22 protein-coding genes are annotated in these 24,357 nt (G+C 65.1%); 3 read left to right on the top strand and 19 right to left on the bottom strand.

All coding sequences use genetic code 11. The features are described 5' to 3' along the window. From VFF99_RS02610 to VFF99_RS02550, 13 genes are all read right to left on the bottom strand, one after another. A partial coding sequence (locus VFF99_RS02610; protein ID WP_325014726.1) for a molybdopterin-dependent oxidoreductase occupies positions 1-788 on the bottom strand: 788 nt, incomplete at its 3' end. Beyond that, positions 785-1,054 (bottom strand): chaperone NapD, encoded by a 270-nt coding sequence (locus tag VFF99_RS02605; RefSeq protein WP_325014724.1) that lies wholly within the window; start codon positions 1,052-1,054, stop codon positions 785-787. The genes VFF99_RS02605 and VFF99_RS02610, both read right to left, overlap by 4 nt. A gap of 7 nt (positions 1,055-1,061) precedes the next feature. Next, positions 1,062-1,223 carry a periplasmic nitrate reductase, NapE protein gene (locus tag VFF99_RS02600; protein WP_325014722.1) on the bottom strand — a complete coding sequence of 54 codons (162 nt, stop codon included), beginning with the start codon at positions 1,221-1,223 and terminating at the stop codon, positions 1,062-1,064. 432 nt (positions 1,224-1,655) lie between these two features. Further along, entirely contained in the window at positions 1,656-2,096 is a 441-nt protein-coding gene (locus tag VFF99_RS02595) for a thioesterase family protein (protein ID WP_325014720.1), read from the bottom strand. A gap of 88 nt (positions 2,097-2,184) precedes the next feature. Beyond that, on the bottom strand, positions 2,185-4,740 hold the full coding sequence (locus VFF99_RS02590) for a PEP/pyruvate-binding domain-containing protein (RefSeq protein WP_325014718.1): 2,556 nt from the start codon (positions 4,738-4,740) through the stop codon (positions 2,185-2,187). After that, a complete protein-coding gene (locus VFF99_RS02585) occupies positions 4,737-5,345 on the bottom strand; it encodes a helix-turn-helix domain-containing protein (protein WP_325014716.1) in 609 nt (202 codons plus the stop codon). The genes VFF99_RS02590 and VFF99_RS02585 overlap by 4 nt, the downstream gene beginning before the upstream one ends. Positions 5,346-5,400: 55 nt before the next feature. Then, positions 5,401-6,201, bottom strand: a complete 801-nt coding sequence (locus tag VFF99_RS02580) for a DUF2145 domain-containing protein (protein WP_325014714.1) — start codon at positions 6,199-6,201, stop codon at positions 5,401-5,403. A 7-nt stretch (positions 6,202-6,208) separates the two neighbouring features. Further along, positions 6,209-6,658 (bottom strand): hypothetical protein, encoded by a 450-nt coding sequence (locus VFF99_RS02575; protein ID WP_325014712.1) that lies wholly within the window; start codon positions 6,656-6,658, stop codon positions 6,209-6,211. Positions 6,659-6,689: 31 nt separating this feature from the next. Next, the gene (locus VFF99_RS02570; RefSeq protein WP_325014711.1) at positions 6,690-7,151 is read right to left on the bottom strand and encodes a YiaA/YiaB family inner membrane protein; all 462 of its coding nucleotides are present in this window, start codon (positions 7,149-7,151) and stop codon (positions 6,690-6,692) included. A gap of 125 nt (positions 7,152-7,276) precedes the next feature. Beyond that, a complete protein-coding gene (locus VFF99_RS02565; RefSeq protein WP_325014709.1) occupies positions 7,277-8,839 on the bottom strand; it encodes a polysaccharide deacetylase family protein in 1,563 nt (520 codons plus the stop codon). 268 nt (positions 8,840-9,107) lie between these two features. Then, entirely contained in the window at positions 9,108-11,075 is a 1,968-nt protein-coding gene (locus VFF99_RS02560) for an MFS transporter (RefSeq protein WP_325014707.1), read from the bottom strand. A 117-nt stretch (positions 11,076-11,192) separates the two neighbouring features. Further along, complete coding sequence (locus VFF99_RS02555; protein WP_325014705.1) at positions 11,193-12,125, bottom strand: alpha/beta hydrolase; 933 nt, start codon at positions 12,123-12,125, stop codon at positions 11,193-11,195. A 32-nt stretch (positions 12,126-12,157) separates the two neighbouring features. Next, positions 12,158-14,512 carry an alpha/beta hydrolase fold domain-containing protein gene (locus VFF99_RS02550; protein ID WP_325014703.1) on the bottom strand — a complete coding sequence of 785 codons (2,355 nt, stop codon included), beginning with the start codon at positions 14,510-14,512 and terminating at the stop codon, positions 12,158-12,160. Positions 14,513-14,625: 113 nt separating this feature from the next. Here VFF99_RS02550 and VFF99_RS02545 point away from each other — a divergent pair, with 113 nt between their 5' ends. Beyond that, positions 14,626-15,282 carry a TetR/AcrR family transcriptional regulator gene (locus VFF99_RS02545; RefSeq protein WP_325014702.1) on the top strand — a complete coding sequence of 219 codons (657 nt, stop codon included), beginning with the start codon at positions 14,626-14,628 and terminating at the stop codon, positions 15,280-15,282. A 138-nt stretch (positions 15,283-15,420) separates the two neighbouring features. Here VFF99_RS02545 and hpf read toward each other — a convergent pair whose 3' ends face one another. Next, positions 15,421-15,759: a ribosome hibernation-promoting factor, HPF/YfiA family gene (gene hpf, locus VFF99_RS02540; RefSeq protein WP_325014701.1), complete on the bottom strand. Its 339-nt coding sequence runs from the start codon at positions 15,757-15,759 to the stop codon at positions 15,421-15,423. Between the two features lie 281 nt (positions 15,760-16,040). Here hpf and VFF99_RS02535 point away from each other — a divergent pair, with 281 nt between their 5' ends. Further along, a complete protein-coding gene (locus VFF99_RS02535; RefSeq protein WP_325014700.1) occupies positions 16,041-16,910 on the top strand; it encodes a DUF4214 domain-containing protein in 870 nt (289 codons plus the stop codon). A 197-nt stretch (positions 16,911-17,107) separates the two neighbouring features. On the opposite strand, the gene VFF99_RS02530 is transcribed toward VFF99_RS02535, so the two are convergent. The 3 genes from VFF99_RS02530 to VFF99_RS02520 form a co-directional block, all read right to left on the bottom strand. Further along, the gene (locus tag VFF99_RS02530) at positions 17,108-17,470 is read right to left on the bottom strand and encodes a CzcE family metal-binding protein (RefSeq protein WP_325014699.1); all 363 of its coding nucleotides are present in this window, start codon (positions 17,468-17,470) and stop codon (positions 17,108-17,110) included. Positions 17,471-17,514: 44 nt separating this feature from the next. After that, complete coding sequence (locus VFF99_RS02525) at positions 17,515-18,687, bottom strand: PA0069 family radical SAM protein (RefSeq protein WP_325014697.1); 1,173 nt, start codon at positions 18,685-18,687, stop codon at positions 17,515-17,517. A 71-nt stretch (positions 18,688-18,758) separates the two neighbouring features. Beyond that, positions 18,759-19,250, bottom strand: coding sequence for a hypothetical protein (locus VFF99_RS02520; protein WP_325014695.1), 492 nt, complete (start codon positions 19,248-19,250; stop codon positions 18,759-18,761). Between the two features lie 175 nt (positions 19,251-19,425). Here VFF99_RS02520 and VFF99_RS02515 point away from each other — a divergent pair, with 175 nt between their 5' ends. After that, positions 19,426-20,394, top strand: coding sequence for an FkbM family methyltransferase (locus VFF99_RS02515; protein ID WP_325014693.1), 969 nt, complete (start codon positions 19,426-19,428; stop codon positions 20,392-20,394). Between the two features lie 3 nt (positions 20,395-20,397). On the opposite strand, the gene VFF99_RS02510 is transcribed toward VFF99_RS02515, so the two are convergent. Beyond that, positions 20,398-22,638 (bottom strand): ATP-dependent DNA helicase, encoded by a 2,241-nt coding sequence (locus tag VFF99_RS02510; protein ID WP_325014691.1) that lies wholly within the window; start codon positions 22,636-22,638, stop codon positions 20,398-20,400. Then, entirely contained in the window at positions 22,635-24,275 is a 1,641-nt protein-coding gene (locus VFF99_RS02505; RefSeq protein ID WP_325014690.1) for a VRR-NUC domain-containing protein, read from the bottom strand. The genes VFF99_RS02510 and VFF99_RS02505 overlap by 4 nt, the downstream gene beginning before the upstream one ends. Positions 24,276-24,357 lie beyond the last annotated feature (82 nt).

The following is a 24,357-nucleotide window of genomic DNA, read 5'->3' as shown; positions in this document are numbered from 1 at the left end:
GGCGTGAAGATCATCGGCAGGTCGGCCAGTTCGAAGCTGCGGTGCTCGTAGGTCGACAGGACGGAAACCTTCACATGCGGCGCGGACAGCTTGCGGTCGGTGATGCGTGTCCAGAGGATCGGGTGCATTTCCGCCATGTTCGAGCCCCACAGCACGTAGGCGTCGGCAGCTTCGATGTCGTCGTAGCAGCCCATCGGCTCGTCGATGCCGAAGGTGCGCATGAAGCCGGCCACGGCGGACGCCATGCAGTGGCGTGCATTCGGGTCGATGTTGTTGGAACGGAAGCCGGCCTTGAACAGCTTGACGGCGGCATAGCCTTCCCAGATGGTCCACTGGCCGGAACCGAACATGCCGATGCCGGAGGGGCCCTTGTCCTTCAGCGCCTGCTTGAACTTCTGCGCCATGATGTCGAACGCGGCATCCCAGGACACCGGCGTGAATTCGCCGTTCTTGTCGTACTTGCCGTTCTTCATGCGCAGCAGCGGCTTGGTGAGGCGGTCCTTGCCGTACATGATCTTCGACAGGAAGTAGCCCTTCACGCAGTTCAGGCCGCGGTTGACCTCGGCATTGATGTCGCCGTGGGTCGCGACCACGCGGCCATCCTTGACACCCACGTTCACGCCGCAGCCCACGCCGCAGAAGCGGCAAGGCGCCTTGCTCCACTGGAGCTGCGTCTTGGAGGAATCCGTGACGACATTGGAGGCGAGGGATTGGATCGGGATGCCGACCGACGTCGCTGCCGTGGCGGCAGCGGATTGCTTGATGAAGTCGCGTCGCGTGAGCTTCATGGTGAGACCTCCTGGTCGAGAGCCGATACGGGTTCGGCATGTTGATAGACGAGCACGACATCGAGCACGCCGGGCAGAGCGCGGATGGCGTCCATGATGTCGAGTGCGCGTTTGGTGCTTTCGGTTTCGAGGGTGACGACGAGCTTGCCGGACTCGATGGCATGGATTTCCGCGCCCGGCACCTCTTCGATGCAGGAGCGGAGCGAGTCGAGTTCGGCGGCTTGCGCGTAGACGACGATGCCGGCGATGTGGATTTCCTGTTCCAAGCCGGCCTCAGCCCGTGGGCAGCGAGCCGGTAAGCAACTGGATCATCCAGATGCAAAAGCCGTATCCGCCGACCAGCGCCACGGCCAGGATCGGCGCGGTGATGACGGTCAGGAAGAGGAAGGCGCGCATTTCCTGCGCTTTGGTCGGTGCCTTGTTATTGGCTTCCATTGCAGCTCCCGTGCGTAAGGATTGATCGAGCGGCGCTGTGCTGCGCCCGTCCATGTCAGGAGGAAGTCACGCAGATTCGGGAGGAGCCGGCCGAGGAATGGACGAGATGGCCGGATGGGGGCAAGGCGGACCGGGGCCGTCCTTGCGTGGCCCGCCGTTGGACCGCTCGTCATGCCTTGCCGGCGTCACGAACATTGCGTGACGTCAACACTGGACATAACGAGCCTATGCTAAGAAGGGTGCCGCGTAGAAACCTTGATATGAATCAATTTACACTGAAGCTGCGTAGGGTTATTTGTGTTTTTGCAACAGCCGGCCAGGGGGCAAATAAAGAATGTCATTCCTGCGAAAGCAGGAATCCAGCGGCGTTTAGCGCCGCACGCAAGTCACTGGATCCCGACTTTCGTCGGGATGACCGTGGCACAGGGCGTGTCAGCCCCAGTTGACGCGCTCGAACTTGCGGTAAAAGGCTTCCGGCATGGGCACCACGCGCTTGTTGATGTAATCGAAAAACACGAAGCCGGACTTGGCCATGGCCACCAGCGCCTGGTCGCGCGGACGGGTGATGCGGAAGGTGATGTCGCCGCCGTACTTGTTGAAGTCCATCACGCCGACCTCGAACAGCAGCTGGTCGCGCGCATGCGCCTCGGTGCGGTAGGTGGTGGCGAGGTCGGTGACGATGATGCCGACGCCGTCGCCCTGGGTTTCCTCAATGCCGAAATCGAACAGGAAGCGGGCGCGCGCCTCGGAAATCATCGAGATCATCGAGTCGTTTCCGAGGTGGTTCGCACCGTTGATGTCGGTGACGCGCACGGTCAGGGTGGTGGAGTAGTAGAACTGGTTTTCGGGGAAATCGAGCTTCAGGCGGGCCATGGGACAGTCTTTCGGGATGCTGCCGCACCGTTGTGCGGTGCGGCAATTCTAACCCTTCGGTCCCGCATTGACGATGCTTGTCAATGCGTCATGGCCCCTGATCCGGAAGCGTCACCCGCCCGCTGCTGCCGTCCACTTCGATCACGTCCCCGTCCCTGATCTCCGACAGGATGCCCGGAATGTTGACCACCGCCGGAATCGCGAACTCGCGCGCCACGATGGCGCCGTGCGACAGGTAGCCGCCGGTTTCCATCACCAGTCCGCCCGCCTTCAGGAACAGCGGCGTCCAGGCCGGGTCGGTGGAAGGCGCGACCAGGATTTCGCCCTGTCCGAGCCGCGTGCCTTCGTCCGGATGGCGGATGACCCGGGCGACTCCGCGCGCCACACCGGCGCCCACAGCGACGCCGATGCGGACATTGCCCGATTTCGTTGCCGTCGCGGGAGCGAGGGCGACCGCCGGCCCGTCCACCTGGATGACGTCGGGGCCGGGCGCGCTTTCCCAGTAGGCGCGTTGCGCCAGGCGGTCGGCGGTGCGGCGGGCCACGCCGGCGGGCGGGATCCGGCCTTGCGCCGCCAGCACGATTTCCGGCAGCGTCAGCTCGAAGATGTGCTCCGGGCGTGCCAGCGCGCCGCGCGCCGCGAGGTCGCGTCCGAGGTGCAGAAGCGAAGGCCGCATCGCATCCGACATGGCGGAGTAGGTGCTGCGCGCCAGCTCGCGCTGGTTGCTGTCGCGAATGGCCGACTCAACGAAGAACTTGAGCGCGAGCCGCGCACGCCAGGGCATGGCCGCGCGCACCTTGCGCCAGGCCTGCTCGCGCGCCTGCGCTTGCCGCGCGCGCACCTCGCTCACGCGCGTACCGAGCAGGCCGGCGATGTTGTCGAGCAGGTAGCCGGGCGCCTCGTGCCAGCGCGGATGCCGCCAATAGCTTTCATACACGCCGCGATGGCCGTAGGTGTCGAGGAAGGCGGCAAACGCCTGGCGGAAGGGATGGCTGCCGTCGAGCTTGCGCCACCAGTTGTCGTCGCGCTGCGGCTGCGTCAGCCATGCACGCACTTCCGGGAAACGGGCGGCGGTTTCCGCCAGCGCCATCAGGTCGTAGCCCTGCTGCGCGGTCACGCTCGGCTCGCCTCCCGCCAGCAGGGCGGCGGCCATGGTGTAGGCCTCGCCGGGCAGGTGCTTTTCCAGCGCCTCGATCAGCATGGACAGGCTGGCGCCGCCCGAACCCTGCATCAGTCCCAGCTCTTTCTGCGCACGGACGATCCGGGTGCGTGTGAGCAGGGTGTCGATGAACTCGGGGATATTGGCGGGAACCGGAGCGCGCTTCCATTCCGCGGCGAGCGCGCGCGCCTTCGCTGCCGCTTCGACTGCATGCTTGCGCACCGGCCCGGTCGACTTTGCATAGCGGATGAAATACGGCAGGCGGCGCAGGCGGTCGCGCAGCCGGTTCGGCGGCACGCTGATCTCCGGCTGGTAACCGCCGGCCATTTCGTTGATGATCTTCGGGGCGACGCCGAAACCGTCCCATGCCTCCCACATCAGCAGCGACAGGTTGAGGTAGAGGCGACCGTGATGCATGCCGGCGCGCTGCCCGCCGGGAAGCAGCGGATAGCCCGCGTGGCGGTAACCCGCTTCCAGCAATTCGTTGACCAGTCGGCGCACACCGGACCAGTCAAGCGCCGACATCGGCAGCGGCATCACGTCGCGCGTGTTGCCGGTGGACCAGATGGTCGGCTGATTGGCGAGGGCCGGGTAGGTGTTGCGCGCCATGGCGGTGACGGGGCGGGCCTGTACCAGCCAGAAGCGTTCGCCATCCCAGACCCACTCGATATCGTAGAACGGGCGGCCGAAGTCGAGCGCGGAAGCGGCGTCGCGCACGAGTTCGCCGAGCGCCAGGGCCTGGGCGTCGTCCAGCACCTGGCGCGCGGCCTCCGTGCCGGGGGTCTCGACTGTCAGCGTGCCGCCCTCGCTGCGCAGCACGGTCTTGCGCGCCTTGCTGCCGATGCGCTTGTCCAGCAGCGACAGGCGGGTATCGAGCAAGTCTTCCTGCAGGCGGTATTCGTCGCCGTCGGCCTCGCCGGCGACCAGCGACTCGCCCAGTCCCCAGTGCGCGTGGATGAGGATATGATCGTCGCGCCCGCTGCGCGGGTCGCAGCTGAAGGCAATCCCCGCCGCCTTCGCCGGCAGCAGCGGCATGACGACGACGGCCATCGCCGCCTCGCTGTCGGCAATGCCGAAACGCGCGCGGTAGGCGGCCGCCTGCGGCGTCCACAGCGAGGCCCAGACCTCGCGCACCGCATCGGCGAGGGCATCGATGCCGGTGACGTTCAGGCGGGACAGGTGGATACCGGCGAACGAGGCCTGCTCGGAATCTTCCATGGTCGCCGATGAGCGCACCGCGAGCGGAGTGTCATGCCATCCGCGCCGTGCGAGCTCGCCTTCGAGCTGCGCGACGAGTCCGTCCGGCAGGTGGTCAAGCGACTGCATGGCGCGGCAGACGGAGGCCGGGATCACGAATCCGTCCGGCACCGGCAGGCCGTAGCGTGCGAGTTTGCCGAGCTGCCAGCCTTTGCCGCCGGCTTCTTCGCGCTGCACGGCGGCGGCTTCCCAGTCGAGCAGGGGCATGATGGAGGCGGGTGCGTTCATGCTGCTTCTCCCTTGCCGGCCCCGGCCACGAACAGGTCGAGCATCGCCGCCAGCTCGTCCGCCAGCTTGATGTCCGGACCCTGCAGCCAGCGGGTGAAGGCGGCCAGGTAGAGGTAGCGGAAGTAGTGCACCAGCTGCGCGGTATCCACGTCCTTGCGCAGGCGGTCTGCCTGCTGGGCGTCGGCGATCAGGTGCGCGAAGACGATGTCGGTGCCGCTGCGTTCTTCTTCCGCCCCGGCCCGTATGGTGTTGCCGAGCCGGTACTGCAGGTAATGCGGCATGTAGGCCCGGTGCTGTTCCGCCCACGCCGCCGCATGCGTGAGCAGCAGTGCGATGCGCTTGATCGTGTCCGGCTGGCGGCGCAGTTTTTCCTGCAGTTCGGGCCCCTGTTCGGCGAACTGCCGGTGGAAGTAGTGCCGCAGCAGCGCTTCCTTCACCGGAAAATGGTTGTACAGCGTGCCTTTGGCAACGTCGGCGGCGACGGCGATCTGTTCCATCGTCACCGCCTCGTAGCCGTGCGCCTCGAACAGTTCGAAGGCGGCATCGACCAGCAGGTCGGCAGTCTGCCGGCGCTTTCGCTCGCGCCGGCCGGGCGTGGTATCCATGAGAACGGCCTCAAAAAATTTTGAACGCCGTTCAATAATAAACGCAGTTCAGAAATTATTCAAGCCCGACCTGGACCGGCGCGCTGCCGAGCCGGGAGCGTTCCAGCCAGCCGAAAACGGAGTCCGCGGTCACGGTCTCGATGCGGTCCGAAAAGCGCTTGTCGAACGGATGGTCATCGAAGGCGATGTTGGCCGCGGTAACGCGCCCGCCCAGCCGGGTCAGCGCGCCCAGCTTTAGCGTGGACGGCTGGTAGCCGCGGAACTGCAGCCATGCCTGTGCCTGGGCCCGCGACTGTACCGAGGGTTCCACCGCCGCCGCCATCGTCTCGATCGCCCACTGGTTGGACTGCTGGTAGGTCTGGCCCCATGCATAACTGACCATGCTGTAGGGCTTGTGGTGCATGCGCACGGACGGCCTGTCTTCGCGCAGCACGGCCAGCAGCTTTGCCTGCACCTCCGGCGCAAGCATCGAGAACGCCGCTTCGTAACGCCACAGGTCGTCGAGGAAGAATTCGCCGAGGCCCTGGCGGTAGACCGCGGCATCGGCCGTTCCGCAGTGGTTGAGCTTGTGCAGCACGCGCCACACGTGACCGCCCTTGCCGTCGGGGTGGCGGTAGGCCAGGCCGACGTGCGAGTAGTGCAGGCCGTATTTCGACAGGTCCTGCCCGACGCGCGCGATCACGACCACATCCTGCCCGAGCGTATCGAGCATGTTCTGGGTGCGTGCCGCGAGCGCCAGTCCGCGCTCGATGGTCTGCACGGTTGGGCGCTTCTGCTCGCAGGAGCGGCCGGCGTGGGCGGCGGTGGCGAGCAGGCCGGCGGCAAGAATGACGGCGATTCTGGTGAGTATCTGCATGGCGGCCTCAGTAAGTCAGTCGCTCGTTGTGCAGCAGGGCCTGCCCAAGCGTATTGGGGATGAAGGCGATCGCCTCGCCCGCTGCGGACAGGATGACGCCGGCCCCGATCACGCTGACCACCAGCGTAGTGCCTGCGGCAACGCCCGATGCCGTCAGTCCGTCGCGCGCCACGCGCAGGCTGACTCGTGCGCCGTCCGAAGCGCGTTCGAGGATGAGTACGGTGCCGTAGGCGCTCGCCTCCACCGCCTTCACTACCAGCACGGTACCGGCGACCGACAGCAGGGCGGGGGCGGCGATGACGGAACCGGCGGCCGCGCCGGCGCCGACGACGACCGATGCAATGGGCAGGGCGGAAACGGCGCTCAGCGTGGAGGCGTCGCTTTGTGCGTGGGCGGCCTCGGCGCTCGATGCGATCAGCAACGACGCGAGCAGGGACAGGGCAAAACGTTTGCTCATGAAAAACTCCTTGGGGGATGAAAGAAAAGAATCAGGCGACTTCGGATGCGGGGGATGCGCGAGAGGCGCGGGCTTCGGACCGGTCGGCTTCGTGCCGGTCGCGCAGCGTCTTGGCCAACGTGAATGCGCAGGTGATCAGGTAGAGCCAGCTCACGCCGAGGAAAGCCTTGTAGGTTTCATTGATTTCCATGCGCAGCAGGCCCCAGGCGGTCAGGCTCATGGCAAGGAAGAAGCTGGTCCAGACGACGTAGCGGAACATCGGCGTGTCGGCCGGTTTTCCTTCGCGGCGGGCCTGTTCGGCGTCGCGCACGAACTTGGCGAGCACAAAGGCGGTGGTCAGGCAAAAGAAGTAGCCCATGACCATGAAGGCACGGTCAAGGTCCTTGCCCGGCAGGTAGGCCAGGCCGACGCCGCACAGAAAGACGGCGATCGCAAACGATATCCAGACTTGTACCTGCCACGCATTCGTATCGCGGTGAATCATGACGTTCATTGCATTTCCTCTCGGTTGTTGTTGGTGAGAGGAGTGTCGTCGACTGCCGCGAAAAAGGAATGTTAATTAACTCCGGTGTTTATTTGAAAATCCTCCGGTATCACCAGGTGATACCGGAGGCGGGATTACCTGGATACCTCGACTGTGGCGGTCCGGCCCGGTCGGATATCGAGGTAGAGCCGGCTGGCGGTGCGGGTGAGCGGTACCGTGCTGCCGTCGGCGTAGCGCGCCGTCACATTGCCGGACCAGGCTTCCTTGACAGGCAGGCTGACCGTCAGCGGCGCCGTGCACAGCGTGCTGTTGAAGTTGCCGCCCACGTTCACCGTCGCCTGGCTGGACGAGGCCGCCGTCGCATTCACGCTCACCTGCGCACGGCACAGGCGGTAGCGCGCCACGTTCAGGTAGGTGTCGATCCACAGCCGCGAGGCAAACTGGCCCGCGAAGTTCAGGTGGTCGCGCAGGAACTGCGAGGTGACCGGGCTCCACCCGTCGCCGTCCACGCCGTGGCCGCCGGCCACGAACCAGCCGCCGTTGTCGACGACGAAGCGCAGCTGGTTGTTGACCGTGTTCAGCGCTTCGGCCAGCGATGCGTCGTGCGCCTGGTCGAAGAAGGCGAATGCGTAATTGCTTTCGCCGGTCGACATCTTGCGCACCGAGAAGTGGCGCGACTCGGCGATCGCGAGCGCGCGCGCCGTATACGAATGCCACGGGAAGGCAAAGCTCAGCGGCCGGGCGCCGAGCTTCTCGGCGATGCGATCCTGCGCTGCATTGATCTCGGTCTGCAGGGTCGCATCCGATAGCGACGAGTCGCCCATGTCGATCGTATGCGTCATCGAATGGTTGCCGATTTCATGGCCGCGGCTGTGAAGGTTGCGCCAGACATTCCACCCGGCATCGTCGATCGTGCCGGGGATGATGTAGAAGGTTGCGCGCAACCCATAGCTTTCGAAGATGTTCGCGATGGTCGTGCTCGACGTATAGCCGTCGTCGAAAGTGTACGAGGCCGCGGCCGTCTTGTCGCCCTTGTACTTCGTGACCGCCGGCGCCGTCAGGTCGAAGCAGCGGTCGATGATGCCGTTGCAATCGGCCGGGGTGGGGGTCGGTGTTGGAGTCGGTGTGGGCGTGGGGGTAGGAGTTGGCGCCGGTGTGGGCGTCGGCGTCGGAGTCGGCGTGGGCGTAGGAGTGGGCGATGGCGTCGTTGACGCGACTTCACAGATCTTGTCCGCGCCGGGCAAGGGGTCGCCGAACACATCGTTGTTGCAGCCGATCGAGCCGGTCGCTGTCCGCGTGACCCAGGTGCCGCCCAGCCCGTAACGCACTTGCCGCGTGCCGGAGAACGAGCAGGTCTGCCACTCGTCCGCACACTTGGACCATGTGGGAGCAGGCGTTGGGGTAGGCGTCGGCGTAGGTGTCGGAGTAGGAGTGGGTGTCGGAGTCGGAGTCGGTGTCGGAGTAGGCGTTGGCGTCGGTGTCGGCGTGGGCGTCGGCGAGGGCGACATCGTCGCGTATTCGCAGATCTTGTCGGCGCCGGGCAGCGGATCGCCGAAGACATCGTTGTTGCAGCCGATTGCGCCAGTGGCGGTGCGCGTGACCCAAGTACCGTTCAAGCCGTAGCGGACCTGCGTCGTGCCGGAGAAACTGCACACCTGCCATTCGTCGGCGCACTTGATCCATACCTCCGGCGCCATCACCGCCCTTGTCCCCGGCGACGCCTCCGCCGTTCGATCTTCTCCACCCCCACCGCATGCGCTCAACCCGCTGATCATTGCCAATACAAGACTGCTTGGAACGCGTTTTTTCATCATGGGGGTGGCCTCCTCGCTGATCGACAGTTTCAGTCTTCATGCTAGAGGCCAGCCCGCGGCGGCGCTTGAGTGTTCTCAATCGCGCAATGCCGGCCGGCGGCCGCAAGCGCCGGTCGACAAACAATTTTTATCGAATCTCAAATGTGTGCGGTCACTCCACCAGCAATGCAGCGACGCGATCGCGCAGCATCGCGGGCTGTGCCTGCGCGGCAGCGACCGGCTGGCCGACGTTCAGTCCCACGCGCGACCACAGCCCGCGGCGGAAGGGGCGCACCATCGCCACGCGATCGCCGTTGACCACTTCGATGCGGCTGAAGAAGGAGCCCCACAGGTTGGTCAGGCCCATCGGCACGACCGGCGGCGCGATGCCGTCCTGCTGCGCGCGCTCGAGGATCTTCATCACGCCGCCCTTGAACTCCTGCAGCGTGCCGTCGCGCGTCAGTGCGCCCTCGGGGAAGATCGCCAGCAGGTCGCCTTCCCTGAGCACCTGCGCGGCGCGCTCGAAAGCCTGTTCGTAGGTTGCGGGGTCCTGGCTGCGCGGCGCAACCGGGATCGCCTTCGCCAGGCGGAATATCGCACCCAGCACCGGAATGCGGAAGATGCGGTGGTCCATCACGAAATAGATGGGCCGCGGGCTGGCCGCCATCAGCAGCACCGCATCGACGAAGCTGACGTGATTGCACACCAGCACCGCCGGTCCCGCGAGCGGGATGCTCTCGTCGCCGCGCACCTTGAAGCGGTAGACGAGATGCGACATCACCCAGGCGATGAAGCGCAGCAGGTACTCCGGCACCAGCAGGAAGATGTAGAGCGCCACCACGGCATTGGCCAGGCCGGTGAACAGGAAGATCTCCGGGATCGAGAAGCCCGCCCCGAGCAGGAGGCCGGCGATGATGGAGCTGGCGATCATGAACAGGGCGTTCAGGATATTGTTGGCGGCGATGATGCGTGCGCGGTGCGTCGGCTGCGCGCGCAGCTGGATCAGCGCATACATCGGCACGCTGTACAGGCCGGCGAACAGGCTGAGCAGCATGAGGTCGGCCAGCACGCGCCAGTGCGCGGGCTGCGCGAGGAACTCGCCGAGCGCCAGCGTCTCCGCCGGCGGCAGGCTGCGGGTGGCGAAATAGAAATCGATGGCGAACACGGTCATGCCGATCGCGCCCAGCGGCACCAGGCCGATCTCGACATGGCGGCGGCTCATCACTTCGCACAGGAGCGAGCCGATGGCGATGCCGATGGAGAACACCACCAGCAGGAAGGAGGCGACCTGTTCGTTGCCGTGCAGGACTTCACGCGAAAGGCTGGGGAACTGGCTGAGGAAGACCGCGCCGAAGAACCACATCCAGCTGATGCCGAGCAGTGAGCGGAACACCACCGGATTGCCGTGCGCCATCTTCAGATTGCGCCAGGTTTCGCTCACCGGGTTCCAGTTGATCTTCAGGCCCGGATCGGTGGCGGGCGCGGGCGGGATGAACTGCGCCACCACGCGGCCGGCGGCGGCGGCGGCGAGGCAGCCGATGGCAACGTGCAGGCGGCCCACTTCCGGCGTGGCGATCAGCAGGCCGCCGACGATGTTGCCGAGCAGGATCGCGACGAAGGTGCCCATTTCCACCATGCCGTTGCCGCCGGTCAGCTCGCGCTCGCTCAATACCTGCGGCAGGTAGGCGAACTTCACCGGTCCGAACAGCGTCGAGTGCAGGCCCATCAGAAAGGTACAGGCCAGCAGCACCGCGACGTTCTCGCGCAGGAAGCCGTAGGCGGCCAAGGCCATGATCGCGATCTCGAGGTTCTTCACGAAGCGGATGATGCGCGTCTTTTCGAACTTGTCCGTGAGCTGGCCGCTGGTCGCGGAAAACAGCAGGTAGGGCAGGATGAACAGTGCGCCGATCACGAGGCCCGCCATCGCCGGCGGCATCCAGCTGACCTGTAGCTGGTAGGTGACCATCACGGTGAAAGCGAACTTGAACAGGTTGTCGTTGGCGGCGCCCGAGAACTGTGTCCAGAAGAAAGGCGCGAAACGGCGCTGGCCGAGCAGCGCGAACTGGTTGGGATGGTCGGTGTGCGCGCCTGCCGCGGGAAGGGCTGCGGCGGTGTGCGCGTCGGTGGCGGGTTGTTCCATGGTCTCCTCTACGGCATGTTGCTCAGGCCGACCAAATATACACGCAGTCGGAAGCGGCCGGTGGAGGAAATCCCGCGGTGAAACCCGCGCCACCGCGGGTCTCGGAGAACGATACCGTCAGACCGCGAGCTCGGCCCGCATCTGCGCGGCGCACAGGCTCACCGCGACCCTGGCTTCGTCGAGCACGCGGCCCATGGTGATGAAGCCGTGGATCTGGCGGTCGAAGCAGACCGAAGCGGCACGGTTGCCCGCTTCGCTGAGGCGCTGCGCGTAATTCAGGCCTTCGTCGCGCAGCGGATCGAATCCGGCGGTGAGCACCAGGGCCGGCGGCAGGCGGGAGAGGTCGGGATGCAGCAGCGGGGAAGCGCGCCAGTCGAGATCGTGCTTGCGGTCATCGATATAGTGGTCATGGAAGTAGCGCACCGTGTCGCTGGTGAGCAGGTAGCCCTGGCCGTTGGTGACGTGCGAGGCGGCGATGCAGCGCATATCGGTGGCGGGATAGATCAGCAGCTGGAACGCCAGGCGCGGGCCGCCCCGGTCGCGCACCGCGATGGCCGTCACGGCGGCCAGGTTGCCGCCCGCGCTGTCGCCACCCACCCCGATGCGCGTTGCGTCGAGGCCGAGCGAGGAGGCGTTCGCTTGCACCCAGAGCAGCGCGGCCATGCTGTCGTCCACTGCGGCCGGAAAGCGGTGTTCGGGGCCAAGGCGGTAATCGACCGCCACCAGCGCGCAGCCGGATCCGTTGGCAAGCTCGCGGCACAGGGTATCGTGCGTATCGAGATCGCCGATGGTCCATCCGCCGCCATGGAAATACACCAGCACCGGCAACGGGCCGCTCCTGAGCGGCACGAGCGGCCTGTACAGGCGCAGCGGGATGCCGCCGCCGGTCCTCAGGTCTTCCACGCCGCCGGTATGGGGCGCATCCGGTTGCGTGAAAAAGCGACGTTCGCGATAGAAGCGCCGCGCGTCGTCCACGGATAGCGTATGCGTGGGCGGCACGCCGCGTTGTTCGATCAGTTCCAGCAATGCGCGCGCCTGGGGATGCAGCATGTCGTCTCCTCGGGGTTCTTCCTGGCTCGATGTTACACGCTTCCTGCAAAACGGTAATGCGCCGGGTTCACCTTGCGCATCCGGCTCCAGTATTCGAAGGTGAATCCGGGCCAGAGCGTCACGTTCTTCCCGTTGTCATCCAGGTACCAGCTCTTGCAGCCGGTGGACCAGACCGTCGTCTTCAGGCGCCGCTGCAATTCGTCGTTGAAGCGGCGCTGCGCGTCGGCCTGCACTTCGATGCTGGTCTTGCCGTTCGCGCGCATCAGGCGCAGGCAGTCCGTCACATAGCGGATCTGCTGCTCCGCCATGAACACGACCGAATTATGGCCCAGCCCGGTATTGGGGCCGAGCAGCAGGAACAGGTTGGGGAAACCGGCGCTCATCAGGCCGAGGTAGGCGTGCGCGCCCTTGTCCCAGGCTTCGTTGATGTCGATGCCGCCGCGCCCGATAAAGCGCACCGGCGCCGGCAGACCGCTGGTGCTAAAGCCGGTGCCGTAGATGATCACATCGACCGGGCGGGCAATGCCGTCGCTGCCGATGACAGCGTGCTCGCCGACCTGGGCGACGCTGCCATTGACGACTTGCACGTTGGCTCGGGCGAGCGCGGGGAAGTAATCGTTCGAGAGCAGGATGCGCTTGCAGCCGATGGTATAGGAGGGCGTAAGCAAGGCGCGCAGCGCGGGGTCAGACACCTGCTTTTCCAGGTGCCGCATCGCCATCTTCCTTGCCTGCTCCATGAGGCGCGGATGCAGGAAGCCGAGTCCGAGCAATTCCTGGCGCCAGTAGAGGGCATTGCGATACAGGCGGGTCAGCCCCGGGATGCGCCGCAAAAGCATCTGCTCTCGCCGTCCGATCGCCCGGTCCGCCTTGGGCAGCACCCATGGCGGCGTGCGCTGGAACACCGTGAGCTGCGCGACCGCGGGGGCGATCTGCGGAATGAACTGGATCGCGCTGGCGCCCGTGCCGATCACTGCCACGCGCTTGCCGGTGAGGTCGAGGTCATGCCGCCACTCCGCGGAATGGAAAGCATGCCCCTTGAAGCGCGCGATGCCGGGCAGCACCGGGACGGCCGGGCGGTGCAGCGCGCCCGTGGCCGAGACCACGACCCGCGCGGTGAGCGACCGGCCGTCGGTCATGCGCAGCCGCCACATGTCCGCGGCTTCGTCGAACACGGCTTCATGCAACTCGACCCCGAAACGGATGTGCGGCCCGAGGCGGTACTTCGCCACGCAATGCCTCAGGTAGGCGAGGATTTCCGGCTGGACGGCGAACATGCGGCTCCAGCGCGGATTGCGTTCCCATGAGAAGGAATACATGTGCGAGGGCACGTCGCAGGCACAGCCGGGATAAGTGTTTTCGCGCCAGGTTCCGCCGATCTCCTGCGCCTTTTCGAGGATGACGAAATCGTGATTGCCGGCTTCCTTGAGCTTGATCGCCATGCCGAGGCCCGAGAAGCCGCTGCCGATGATGGCGACGCCGACATCCGGCGGACGCGCTTCGGTGCCGCCCGCGTGGCGTTGCAAAAAACGGCCGGCCTGCGCCAGCGAAGCGCGTCCCTCCGGAATGAAACGCTGGAACATTTGCCAGACGTGCGGCACCGCCGGCCAGATGGACAAATCCACCTCCACGCCTGCGGCCCGCGCCCGTTCCGCCAGCCGCGTCGAATCGTCGAGCAGCACTTCATCCGCGCCGACGTGCACCAGCAGCGGCGGCAGGCCGTGCAGGTCGGCGTACAGCGGCGACGCGAGCGGCGTGCGCGGATCTGCGCCATTGAGATAGAAGTCCGCGCCGATGCCGATGCGCGCGCCGCGGAACATGGCGCAGCGGGCATCGTTTCCCGTGATCGAGGCGCCGGTCGCGGCAAGGTCTGTGAGCGGAGAGAACAGTGCGGCTGCCGCCGGCATCGCCATCCCGCGCTCGCGGATGCGCAGCAGCAAGGCCAGGCACAGTCCGCCGCCGGCGGAGTCGCCCGAGAGCACGAGACGGTCCGGGGCGGCCCCGCCGGCGAGGAGGGCGGCGTAGACTGCTTCGGCGTCCTCGACGGCGGCGGGGAAGGGATGTTCGGGTGCAAGCCGGTAATCGGGAGCGAAGACACGGAAGCCTTGCTGCGCGTAAAAGCCGGTCACTCCGCGGTGCGAGCGCGGCGAGCAGGCGAAGTAACCGCCCCCATGCAGGTAGAGCAGCGTGATGCCATTGGAGCGCGCGGATTCCACCCACTCGCCGGCGACGCCACCGTGCACCGCCGCCGAGACGCGCACCCCGCGCGGCGTGCCGAAGCGCCCGCTGTTGAGTACGGCGCGCGCCTCCCCGGCATTACGTGCCGCCGCCAGCCTGCGTTTGAAGGTCTGTCGCAGGATGAAACTCAACACCTGTGCTTGCCAGCTCATGCCTCCTCCGCGTGGATATGGCAGGGTCCCAGTTTACAATTGAGAGAAAGAAATAGAATTGTTGCCTGATCCACATTAAGGTAGCTACCTTAACCCTGTCAACACTGATGATCATGAGCGAAGTCTCTACCAGTACGCGCGAACGCATACTTGACGTTTGTTTGCGCCTGTTCAATGAATCAGGCCCCGCCGCGGTCACGACGGCCGAGATTGCGCGCACCGCCGGCATCAACGAAGGCAACCTGTACTACTACTTCAAGAAGAAGGAAGACATCCTGCTGGCGCTGTTCGAGGCATTCGAGGCTGCGCTCAACGAGGTGGCCAATGCGTCCCAGGATACCGGAGACGCCGGGGACGGCAGCGACGCGGCCCTGGCCTACCTGCAGCGCTGGTTCAGGCTGATGTGGGCATGGCGCTTTTTCTATCGCGACGGCGCGGCGATCAAACGCATGGCGCCCGGACTGCGGGCGCGCACGGTCACGCTCGCCGATCGCGGGCAGGCCGACATCAAGCGCGCATTGAAGCAGATGGTAAAGCGCGGACTGCTCGTCGCCAGCGACGAGGAACTGGAGCGGCTGGTGGTCAACGCGTGGATCATCTCCAGCTACTGGCTGGACTACCTCGATACACGGCACAACGTCGGCAGGGTGACCCGCGATCACCTGGAATGGGGATTCGCGCAGGTGCTCAGCCTGTTCCTGCCCTACACGCGCCCGGGCGTGCCGCCCGCATTCCCGGCTTCACGCAGGAAATCGCCCCCCGGACAGTAACGTCCACTCCAGTTTGATCGCACCGCCGTCATCCCGACGAAAGTCGGGATCCCGCGTCATGCAAGCGTTGCTTGACGGATTCCTGCTTTCGCAGGAATGACGTCCTCTCTTTGCGGCCTCAAGTGAACGGTATTGCCGCTACAGGCCCGAGCTGATGTGCTTCAAGGCCTCGTTCTGGTGGCCCTGCACCTTGCCCTTGTGCTTGAGGACCTGGCGGTCGAGCTTGTCCACCAGACCGTCGATGGCGGCATACAGGTCTTCGGCAAAGTGCTCGACGTGGATGACATTGCCCTTGAGCCGGAGGTTGACCTCGGCGCGCTGGCGCTTGTCCTTCTCGGACGGTTTCTCGACACCAAGTATCACCGCGATATCGATGATCTGATCAAAGTGGCGGACAACGCGATCGAGCTTGTTGGCTACATATTCGCGCAGGGCTTGACTGACATCGACATGGTGTCCGGTGATCATCAGGTTCATAGGGTCGGCTCCAATCGGCAACGTAAAAAGGGCGCATGGCGCTTCGTTAAGAAGCACCTCGCTTTTGCCAGTAGACGGCTTCTTTCCATGCAGGTTCACCGTCGCGCCTTGTAACTCGCCCATTACGCCTTTGCTGCCGGGAAAACGAATTGCTCATAGGCTTGATGTTGCTCCATGACTGTGCCCGATCCGTTTGCCCCCGATCAAATTTCCCCATTGACCGATGCCTAACATCAGCCTTGCAGTGAAGAAAATCAACCTTTCCACGGAGGAGATCCCCCATGGCACTTACCGCCACCCAGACCGCAATCACCAAGGTTTACCTCGGCGCGTTCAATCGCGCGCCCGAAAAGTCCGGACTCGAATACTGGACTTCGGAAATCACCGCAGGCAAGACGCTCAACCAGGTCATCGACACCATCTTCAGCTTGCCGGTGGTGAAGGCGATCTATCCCGATACGATGTCCAACACCGAATTCCTGACTGCCGTCTACACCAACGTCTTCGGCAAGGCGCCGGATGCCGAGGGACTGGCCTACTGGAATTCGCAGCTCACCGCCGGCACCGAACGCGGCCGTGTCGTCATCACCATGATCGATGCCGGGATGGGCACGCCGGACGGCACCCCCGGCAAGGCCTTCATCGCCAACCGCATGCAGGCGGCCGTCACTTCCGCCGACCTGCAGCTCACGCGCGGCATTGAGGTCGACGAGCACAGGCAGATCGCGCTGATGCAGGAAATCGGCGAAACCCCGGCCAGCCTGAGCGCCGGCCTGGCCGCGATCGACAGGGCCACGCCGATCGCCATTCTCGCCACCGCAGGGCAGCCGACCGGCACCGCAACCGCGGCCACCGACCGGTTCATCTTTACCGAGGCTGATGCGAACAACTTCAAGGTGATCAACGGCCTTGCAGTCGGCGACCAGGTCAGCGTTGCCTTTCCGGACGACACCAACGGCGACTACCGGACGGTGGCAGAAACCAGCGCCGCCGCCGTGAATGCGCGCGGCGAATGGTTCTTCAATTCGGCGACCGACAGCCTCACCTACTGGAACAACGATGCGGCCTCGGCGGTGTCGGTGCAACTGGCCGGCGTAGCCACGCTGAGCGTGGATACCAACGCGGTGTTTACCGTCACGGCGCTGGGCTGAGCGTGCATGCAAGACGCCGCCGCCGGCTCGCGCCGGCGGCGGCGTTTTTTTTGGGGGATTGGAATTCGTCTGGTCGGTGTGCCACCCCGTGTCTGTTCGGGATCGGCGGCACACCTGCCTGCCGTCACGCATATCGGTTGCGTGTACAGCAGATAGGGGAATGATACGGCCTCAGTGTGACGGCAGGATGACAGTAGTCAATTCGCCTCCCAATACTTCGGATCCTCCGAGACATAGGCGCGCACCCTGTGCGGCAGCAGTCCGGGCGGGGCGACCTCGTTGAGGTCGAAGGCCTTGACCGTGCGCGCCACGTTGAAGCTCCAGGCAAAGCTGCGGTCGCCGACGACGAAGCGGATGACTTCGCCGCCCTCGGCATTGATATAGCGCGTGCCGGGCGTGATGACGACGGTGCGTGCCGCGGTATCGTCCGGCGCCGGATCGCCGTACAGCCGGACGTACTTGCCGGGTGCTGCCGACGCATGCAGGGGGAGGGCCAGCGCGAGCGCCGCAAGTAAGGCTAAGAAAGGTAAGCGGAAGCGGAAAGGCAGCGGGGTTTTCATCCTTGCTCCAGGTTTGTCGAGTCCCGGTACCTTACCAGAGTTCGCTAGAACAGCTCGAATTGGCCTTTGGCAGCGCGCGCGCTCCTGGCGGGCGGAAGCTGCGGACGCACGAAGCGCGAGGCATCGAGCGCCGCATATCCGCGCGAACGCGAACCCAATCCGAGCCGCGCTGCCGCCTTGTCGAAGCGCTGCCGGATCAGGTCCGCCCATACGCCTTCGCCGTGCATGCGCTTGCCGAAGCTGGCGTCGTAATCCTTGCCGCCGCGCATCTCGCGCACGCGGTTCATCACGCGTTGCGCGCGGTCGGGGAAATGCGCTTCCAGCCATTGCACGAACAGCGGATTCACCTCCCACGGCAGCCGCAGCACAATGTAGCTGGCCGCCGCCGCGCCTGCATCCGCCGCCGCCGCGAGGATGCGCTCCAGGTCGGGTTCGGTGATGAAGGGAATCACCGGCGCGATGCTGACCCCGACCGGGATGCCCGCTTCGGCGAGCGTGCGTATCGTGCGCAGCCGCCGCGCCGGGGCCGCGGCGCGGGGCTCCAGCGTGCGCGCGATGGCCGGATCGAGCGTGGTGATGGTGACCGCCGCCATCGCCTGTTTGCGCGAGGCCATGTCCGCCAGCAGGTCGATGTCGCGTTCGATCAGCGCAGACTTGGTGATCGCGACGACCGGGTTGCCGCAGGCATGCAGCACTTCCAGCACGCGGCGCGTCAGGCCCAGCTCGCGCTCGCAGGGCTGGTAAGCATCGGTGTTGACGCCGAGCGCAATCGATTCCGGCACCCAGGAGGGCGCCGCCAGTTCGCGCCGCAGTAGTTCGGGCGCATTGAGCTTGGCGTAGATCCGGCTTTCGAAGTCCAGGCCGGGCGACAGGCCGAGATAGCTGTGCGTCGGACGGGCGAAGCAATAAATGCAGCCGTGCTCGCATCCGCGGTAGGGATTGAGCGAGACATCGAAGGGCACGTCCGGCGAGGCATTGCGCGTCAGGATGCGGCGCGCCTGTTCCTCGAAGACCTCCGTCTTGAACGCGGCCGCGCCTGCTTCACCTTCACCCTCGCCCTCGCCCTCACCCTCACCCCAGCCATCGTCGAACTCCTCGCGGACTGTGGTTTCGTAACGCCCTTGCAAATTCGTCACGGCGCCACGGCCCTTGCGGGCCGACAACGGACGGTGAATCAGGACGGGCCGGGAATCCTCGGGAAAGTCTTGGTCCGGCATGGCTAAGATACTGTATATAAATACAGTATCTTAGCCAGCCAGACGCGGAAGTGCAAGCCCGCGGGCCGACTTCAGCGCGGTGTGATGCGGATGGTGGTGCCGGCGGTGTCGACATCGCGAATGCTCACGCTGCCGAAGGTGGTGTCGTTGGATCCGCGGATGCGGAGGTTGCGCACATTGAGCTCGCCGATCGTCGCCGGCAGGCGAACCAGGGCGCTGCCGTCCGGGCCGACGAGCCCGGTCGGATTGGCCGGATTGAATTTCGCATCCCTGAAGGTCACGTCGGCATCGATCAGCCCGATGAAGACATCGTCGCTCCGATTGAGCAGGCTGGCGGTGTTCCCGAAGATCTCGATGCCGAGGCCGTGGGCGGCATACAGCGCGATGCGCTGCAGGAAGCGGTCGGACAGGCCCTGCGCGGCGACGCGGCGCAGCTCGTCTTCCGACAGGCGGTGCATGCTTCCCGCTTCCAGTGCGCTTGCCTGCAGTGGCGCGAGAAGGGCCGATGCCAGGAATGCCGCTAGCATCGGCAACTGCACATCATTGCGTGTGAACCATCCCATAAGGTCTCCATTCATAGCGAATGACGATTGCGCTCTGAAGGCGCTATCTGCTCCCTGACGCGGTATGACTTGTGATTTGAGGAACTGCAGATACGGGCGTATCTGCCAGGACATGCGGTGATTGGCGGCGAGTAGCGAGTATCGTGCCGCCTCGATTTGACTGAAGAACCCGGCGGTGAAATCCCGCACGGCGAACAAAGCTTGGGATAACGCAGAACGCGATGCCGCGCGTCAGGAATTTGTCCGGGCGGGATACAGGTGCGGACGTCGCCATCAGGAGGCACCATTGAGCACAGAAGAATTCAAGCCCTACATCGCGCGTGACCGCGTCCTCGAACCCTACACATTCGACTTCCATATCGCGGATGAAACGGGAAAGCTCTGGTATGACGGGGCGCCCGATCAATGGATGCCGGAGCGGCAGTGGTGCCTCGACCATATCCAGGAGGGATTCAATGTCCTCGACTGCGGCGCGCACCATGGAATGATGTCCATCCTGTTTGCGAAGAAGACCGGCCCCTCGGGCCATGTCATCGCCTGGGAGGCGCTGCCGTCGAACGCCAGTGTCATCGAGAAAAACGTGAGGCTCAACGCGCTGTCCAACGTGACCGTGGTTCCCTGCGGGATCGGAGCCGGAAGGGCAAGGCTCAGTTGCCGGCGCAATTCCGGCAATGTCGTGGTGACGAACAGTGACGTGAAAAGCGCGCCAAGCGAGCCCGAGGGAACCGAGACCATCGAAATCGTTTCGCTGGACGAGGAGCTGGATGCAAAGACCCGTGTCGACTTCATCAAGATCGATGTCGAAGGCAGCGACCTCGAAGCATTGAAAGGGGCGCGGCGCATTCTTTCCCAACGACCCATCATCGACCTGGAACTGCACAATTTCATGTTCGGTGACCGCATCAAGACGCTGCGCGCCATCTTCGACATTCTCGACGCGCATTGTTACGCGTACGAAGTCTTGCCGGAGATATTCGAAGGCGTCAAAAAAATAGAAGGCGGGATCGATCTCCGCTGGCTTGCGCAGTACGACAATCCGCACGTGTTCTGCGTCCCGTCCGACAGGCGCGGCGGATACCGCGTTGAACCCGTCGGGATCTGGGACAGGGCGCGGGCGCTCATCAAGGGCGTGGCGGGCAAATAAGTACTACCTCACCTTCCACCATGAAGGCAGCAAGCGCCGGACATTCGGCCTCGCGAAGCGGTCGTCGATCAGGTAGATCACACCCCTGTCGGTCTGCGTGCGGATCACGCGTCCCGCCGCCTGCACCACTTTCTGCAGGCCGGGATAGAGATAGGTGTAGTCGTATCCTGCGCCGAACACGTCCTGCATGCGTTCCATGATCTCTTCGTTCACCGGATTGAGTTGCGGCAAGCCGAGCGTGGCGATGAAGGCGCCGACGAGCCGGTCGCCGGGCAGGTCGATGCCTTCGCCGAAGGAGCCGCCGAGCACGGCGAAGCCGATGCCCCGCCCTTCGGGGGTGAAGTGCGCCAGGAAGGCTTCGCGCGCGCTTTCGTCCATGCCGCGGGATTGCGCGCGGAACGGGATGCCGGGAAAACGCTCCGTGAAACGCTGCACCACTTTCTGCAGGTAATCGAAACTGCTGAAGAAGGCGAGGTAGTTGCCGGGCTGCGCTTCATACTGCGCGGCAATCAGGCCGGCGATCGGGTCCAGCGATGCGTCGCGGTCCTGGTAGCGGGTGGAGATGCCGCGCACGATTTCCACGCGCAGTTGATCGGCATCGAAGGGCGACGGCACTTCCATGCACACCGTGTCTTCCGGCAGGCCCAGCAGGTCGGTGTAGTAATCCACCGGCCGCAGCGTGGCCGAGAACAGGGTGGCGGTGTGCGCGCCGGCAAAGCGCGGGGCGAGGAAGGGGGCCGGAATGACATTTCGGATGCACAGCACCGACCCCCGCGCGCGGGGCTTGCTGATATCGAACAGCGAATGGTCGCCGAACACCTCGGCCATGCGCGAGAAGTGCAGCGCGTCGAAATAGAATTGCTGCAGGGCTGCATCGAAGAGCGCCGGGTTGTCCGCCATGTAGGCGGTGATATCGGCGATGGCTTGCTGCAGCGCTCCGGCAAAGGCGGCCGGTACTTCCGGGTACACCCGGTAATCGCTTTCCTGCGTCTTGTTGAGCGCGTTCCAGGCGCGGTACAGCCGGTCCAGGGGCTTTTTCAGCACGCCGGGAACGGTCAGGCGCAGCGCGCGCAATGCCGCCTGGTCCAGTTCGGCGGTGTACATCTTGCGCGCCCGCTCGACCAGGTTGTGCGCTTCATCAACCAGCACTGCGGCACGCCACTCGTTGGCCAGCGTGAGTCCGTGCAGCATCGCGCCGCCGTCGAAGTAATAGTTGTAGTCGCCTACCGTCACATCGCACCAGCGCGCCAGGTCCTGCCCCAGATAGTAGGGGCACACGCCGTGTTCCAGCGCCACCTTGCGCAGGCTTTCCTTGTCCAGCACGCGCGCCTCCACCGCCGCCTCCCGCGCCTGCGGCAGGCGGTCGTAGAAACCCTGCGCCAGCGGGCAGGATTCCCCGTGGCATGCCTTGTCCGGATGCTCGCAAGCCTTGTCGCGCGCGACGAGTTCGAGCACGCGCAGCGGCAGCGTCTTGCCTGCGCCGAGCCGGGACAGCGCATCGAAGGCGAGCCTGCGGCCAGGTGTCTTGGCGGCCAGGAAGAACAGCTTGTCGATCTGCTGCCCGGGGCAGGCTTTCAGCAGCGGAAAGAGGGTGCCGATGGTCTTGCCGATGCCGGTCGGCGCTTCGGCCAGCAGGCAGCGTCCGCTGCTCGCGGCGCGGTACACCGCTTCGGCCAGCTCGCGCTGGCCGGTGCGGAAGGACGCATGCGGAAAGCGCAGCGCAAGCAGCGCTTCGTCGCGCGCCGCGCGGTGCGCCAGTTCCTGCTCCGCCCAGGCAAGGAAGCGTTCGCACTGGTCTTCGAAAAACGCTTTCAGCGCCGCCGCGGAATGCGTCTCGACCAACAGCGTTTCCCTGCCGCTGCCGATATCGAAATAGACCAGTGCCAGCCGCAGCTCGTCCATGCCCAGCTTCTCGCACAGCAGCCAGCCGTACACCTTGACCTGTGCCCAGTGGAGCTGGCGGTGGTTGGCGGGCATGCGTTCCAGGTCGCCGCGGAAGGTCTTGATTTCCTCCAGCTGCCTCCGGTCCGGGTCATAGCCGTCGGCGCGGCCGCGCACGGTGAGGTGGCGGTATTCACCGCTGAGCGTGATTTCCGTCTGGTAGCGCGCCGGGCGGCGCGCGGTCACCGTGGCGTGGCCGGCGATGCCTTCCTGGGCCGAGGGCGAGGGTGTGAAGCGCAGGTCGAGATCGCCTTGCTTGGCGGTGAACTCGGTCAGCGCGCGGACGGCGACGATGTATTTCATAAGTCCGTCCACTGCACCCAGCACACTTCCACCGGCATGCCATGCGCCGCGAAAAAATCCAGCCAGCGCAGCTGGTTATCCTGGAGGCGGTCGCCGGGCGCCTTCACTTCGACCATCCGGTAGCGCTTCTCCGCCGGCCAGAACTGGATGAGATCGGGAAAGCCCGAGCGGTTGGCGCGGATGTCGCGCAGCATGCGCTCGAAGCATTTCTTCAGGTGTTCGGGCGGAATGCAATCGAGCGCCGTTTCCAGCAGGGATTCGTCGAGGATGTCCCAGAAGACGAAGGGCGAGAGGATGCCGGCCTTGTCGCGGTAGTGCCGGCGGATGATGTCCTTGTATTGCCCGTTGTCGAGCGCGGCCAGGCAGGCGTCGAATTCCTGTGCGCGCTTGTGCCGGAAGTCGCCGCCGTGCAGGTCGGCCGGGCCGGCATGGAAAGGATGGAAGAAGGCGCCGGGCACGGGCGCGAACACCGCCTGCCAGCAGAGCAATCCGAACAGCGAATTGATCAACGTGTTTTCGACATACCATGCCGGCGCATCCGGGCCGTCGAGGTGCGCGCGCACCAGCTCCTCCACTGCGTAATCGCCATCCGGCCGCTGCATGCAGAGGTCGATGCGCGACGCCTCCACAAGTGCCGGCGCAGCGGCGCGGGGCAGGCCGGCATGGCGCAGCAGGCGCGGCAGCATGCGCTGCACCTGCTGCTGTTCGGCTTCGCTTTCCGGCTGGGCGAGGGCATCCTGCGCCAGCGCGAGTGCATCCTGATGTCTGCCGCACAGTTCCAGCACGCGGATGGTGCGCGCACGCGCCTCGGGATGGCGGATGCCGGTGTAGAGGCGCAGGGCATTGTCCCAGTCCCGTGCGCGCTCGTATTCCTGTCCGGCATGGAACAGCAGCCGCCCGCGCCGCTGCTCGAGCCAGGCATTGGCGAGCGGTTCGCACGGCACGTCGGCGAGAACGGCGTCCATCGCTTCGCCCGCCTCCAGGCGCTCGCGGCAACGGAACAGGTGCAGGTAAGCGTCCACGTCCTGCCTGCTTTGAAAGGCCTGCGCCGATGCGGGGAAAGTGACTTTCTCGTAGCGGTAGATGCCGAGGTCGGACAGCACGAATTCCGTCCAGTCCTGGTGCAGGTTGCCGAAGAACATGAGACGCAGGCGGTCGCACAGTGGACCGATGTGCAGGCGGAACACTTGTTCGTGCGCCTGCGGATGCCAGGCGGTGTAAGGGCGCGCATCCGGGAACAGGCTGCGCAAGTTGTCAAGCTGCTCCGCCTTGCGCGCGCCTTTCGGCAGCTGCCCGCGGAACAGGCTCTCGACCTCGGCCTTCGTCAGCAGGGAAAACAATTCGTCCAGCGACAGGTGCGGATCGCGTTCGATCCATCCCATCTCGGCCAGCACCGCGGCTGCGGCGCAGGCGTCGCCGATCTCTTCGTAATGCAGCTTGTCCGAACGGAACAGCTCGCCCTTGCGCATTACCATGCGCACCAGCAGCGCGCGCGATGGCTGCGGCAGTCCGGCGAAGTTCGCGATGAAGCCGCGCTCCACGTCGTCCAGCAGCGCGTCGTAGCGTTCCCCGATCCAGTCCACCACGGTGTGGAAATTGTCGAGGTAGTAAAAGCGGCTTTCCAGCGTCCTGATCATCTTGGCAATTCGCCGATGCGCAACAGTCGATTGTACCGGCATGCCCGGCGGCGATGCGTGAAATCAAGTATTCTCTTAGCTC

Source organism: Noviherbaspirillum sp. (assembly GCF_035654295.1).
GTDB lineage: Bacteria > Pseudomonadota > Gammaproteobacteria > Burkholderiales > Burkholderiaceae_D > Noviherbaspirillum.
Note: the sequence above shows the minus strand (reverse complement) of the source record. Positions and strands in the feature narration are given on the sequence as shown.

Excerpts from the sequence above, each read along its gene's own strand:
- VFF99_RS02585 (WP_325014716.1), bottom strand. The coding sequence starts at position 5,345 with ATGGATACCACGCCCGGCCGGCGCGAGCGAAAGCGCCGGCAGACTGCC.
- VFF99_RS02595 (WP_325014720.1), bottom strand. The coding sequence starts at position 2,096 with ATGGCCCGCCTGAAGCTCGATTTCCCCGAAAACCAGTTCTACTACTCC.
- VFF99_RS02555 (WP_325014705.1), bottom strand. The coding sequence starts at position 12,125 with ATGCTGCATCCCCAGGCGCGCGCATTGCTGGAACTGATCGAACAACGC.
- VFF99_RS02520 (WP_325014695.1), bottom strand. The coding sequence starts at position 19,250 with ATGGGATGGTTCACACGCAATGATGTGCAGTTGCCGATGCTAGCGGCA.
- VFF99_RS02545 (WP_325014702.1), top strand. The coding sequence starts at position 14,626 with ATGAGCGAAGTCTCTACCAGTACGCGCGAACGCATACTTGACGTTTGT.
- VFF99_RS02575 (WP_325014712.1), bottom strand. The coding sequence starts at position 6,658 with ATGAGCAAACGTTTTGCCCTGTCCCTGCTCGCGTCGTTGCTGATCGCA.
- VFF99_RS02580 (WP_325014714.1), bottom strand. The coding sequence starts at position 6,201 with ATGCAGATACTCACCAGAATCGCCGTCATTCTTGCCGCCGGCCTGCTC.
- VFF99_RS02570 (WP_325014711.1), bottom strand. The coding sequence starts at position 7,151 with ATGAACGTCATGATTCACCGCGATACGAATGCGTGGCAGGTACAAGTC.
- VFF99_RS02560 (WP_325014707.1), bottom strand. The coding sequence starts at position 11,075 with ATGGAACAACCCGCCACCGACGCGCACACCGCCGCAGCCCTTCCCGCG.
- VFF99_RS02530 (WP_325014699.1), bottom strand. The coding sequence starts at position 17,470 with ATGAAAACCCCGCTGCCTTTCCGCTTCCGCTTACCTTTCTTAGCCTTA.
- VFF99_RS02600 (WP_325014722.1), bottom strand. The coding sequence starts at position 1,223 with ATGGAAGCCAATAACAAGGCACCGACCAAAGCGCAGGAAATGCGCGCC.
- VFF99_RS02525 (WP_325014697.1), bottom strand. The coding sequence starts at position 18,687 with ATGCCGGACCAAGACTTTCCCGAGGATTCCCGGCCCGTCCTGATTCAC.
- VFF99_RS02590 (WP_325014718.1), bottom strand. The coding sequence starts at position 4,740 with ATGAACGCACCCGCCTCCATCATGCCCCTGCTCGACTGGGAAGCCGCC.
- VFF99_RS02505 (WP_325014690.1), bottom strand. The coding sequence starts at position 24,275 with ATGATCAGGACGCTGGAAAGCCGCTTTTACTACCTCGACAATTTCCAC.
- VFF99_RS02550 (WP_325014703.1), bottom strand. The coding sequence starts at position 14,512 with ATGAGCTGGCAAGCACAGGTGTTGAGTTTCATCCTGCGACAGACCTTC.
- VFF99_RS02510 (WP_325014691.1), bottom strand. The coding sequence starts at position 22,638 with ATGAAATACATCGTCGCCGTCCGCGCGCTGACCGAGTTCACCGCCAAG.
- hpf (WP_325014701.1), bottom strand. The coding sequence starts at position 15,759 with ATGAACCTGATGATCACCGGACACCATGTCGATGTCAGTCAAGCCCTG.
- VFF99_RS02565 (WP_325014709.1), bottom strand. The coding sequence starts at position 8,839 with ATGGCGCCGGAGGTATGGATCAAGTGCGCCGACGAATGGCAGGTGTGC.
- VFF99_RS02535 (WP_325014700.1), top strand. The coding sequence starts at position 16,041 with ATGGCACTTACCGCCACCCAGACCGCAATCACCAAGGTTTACCTCGGC.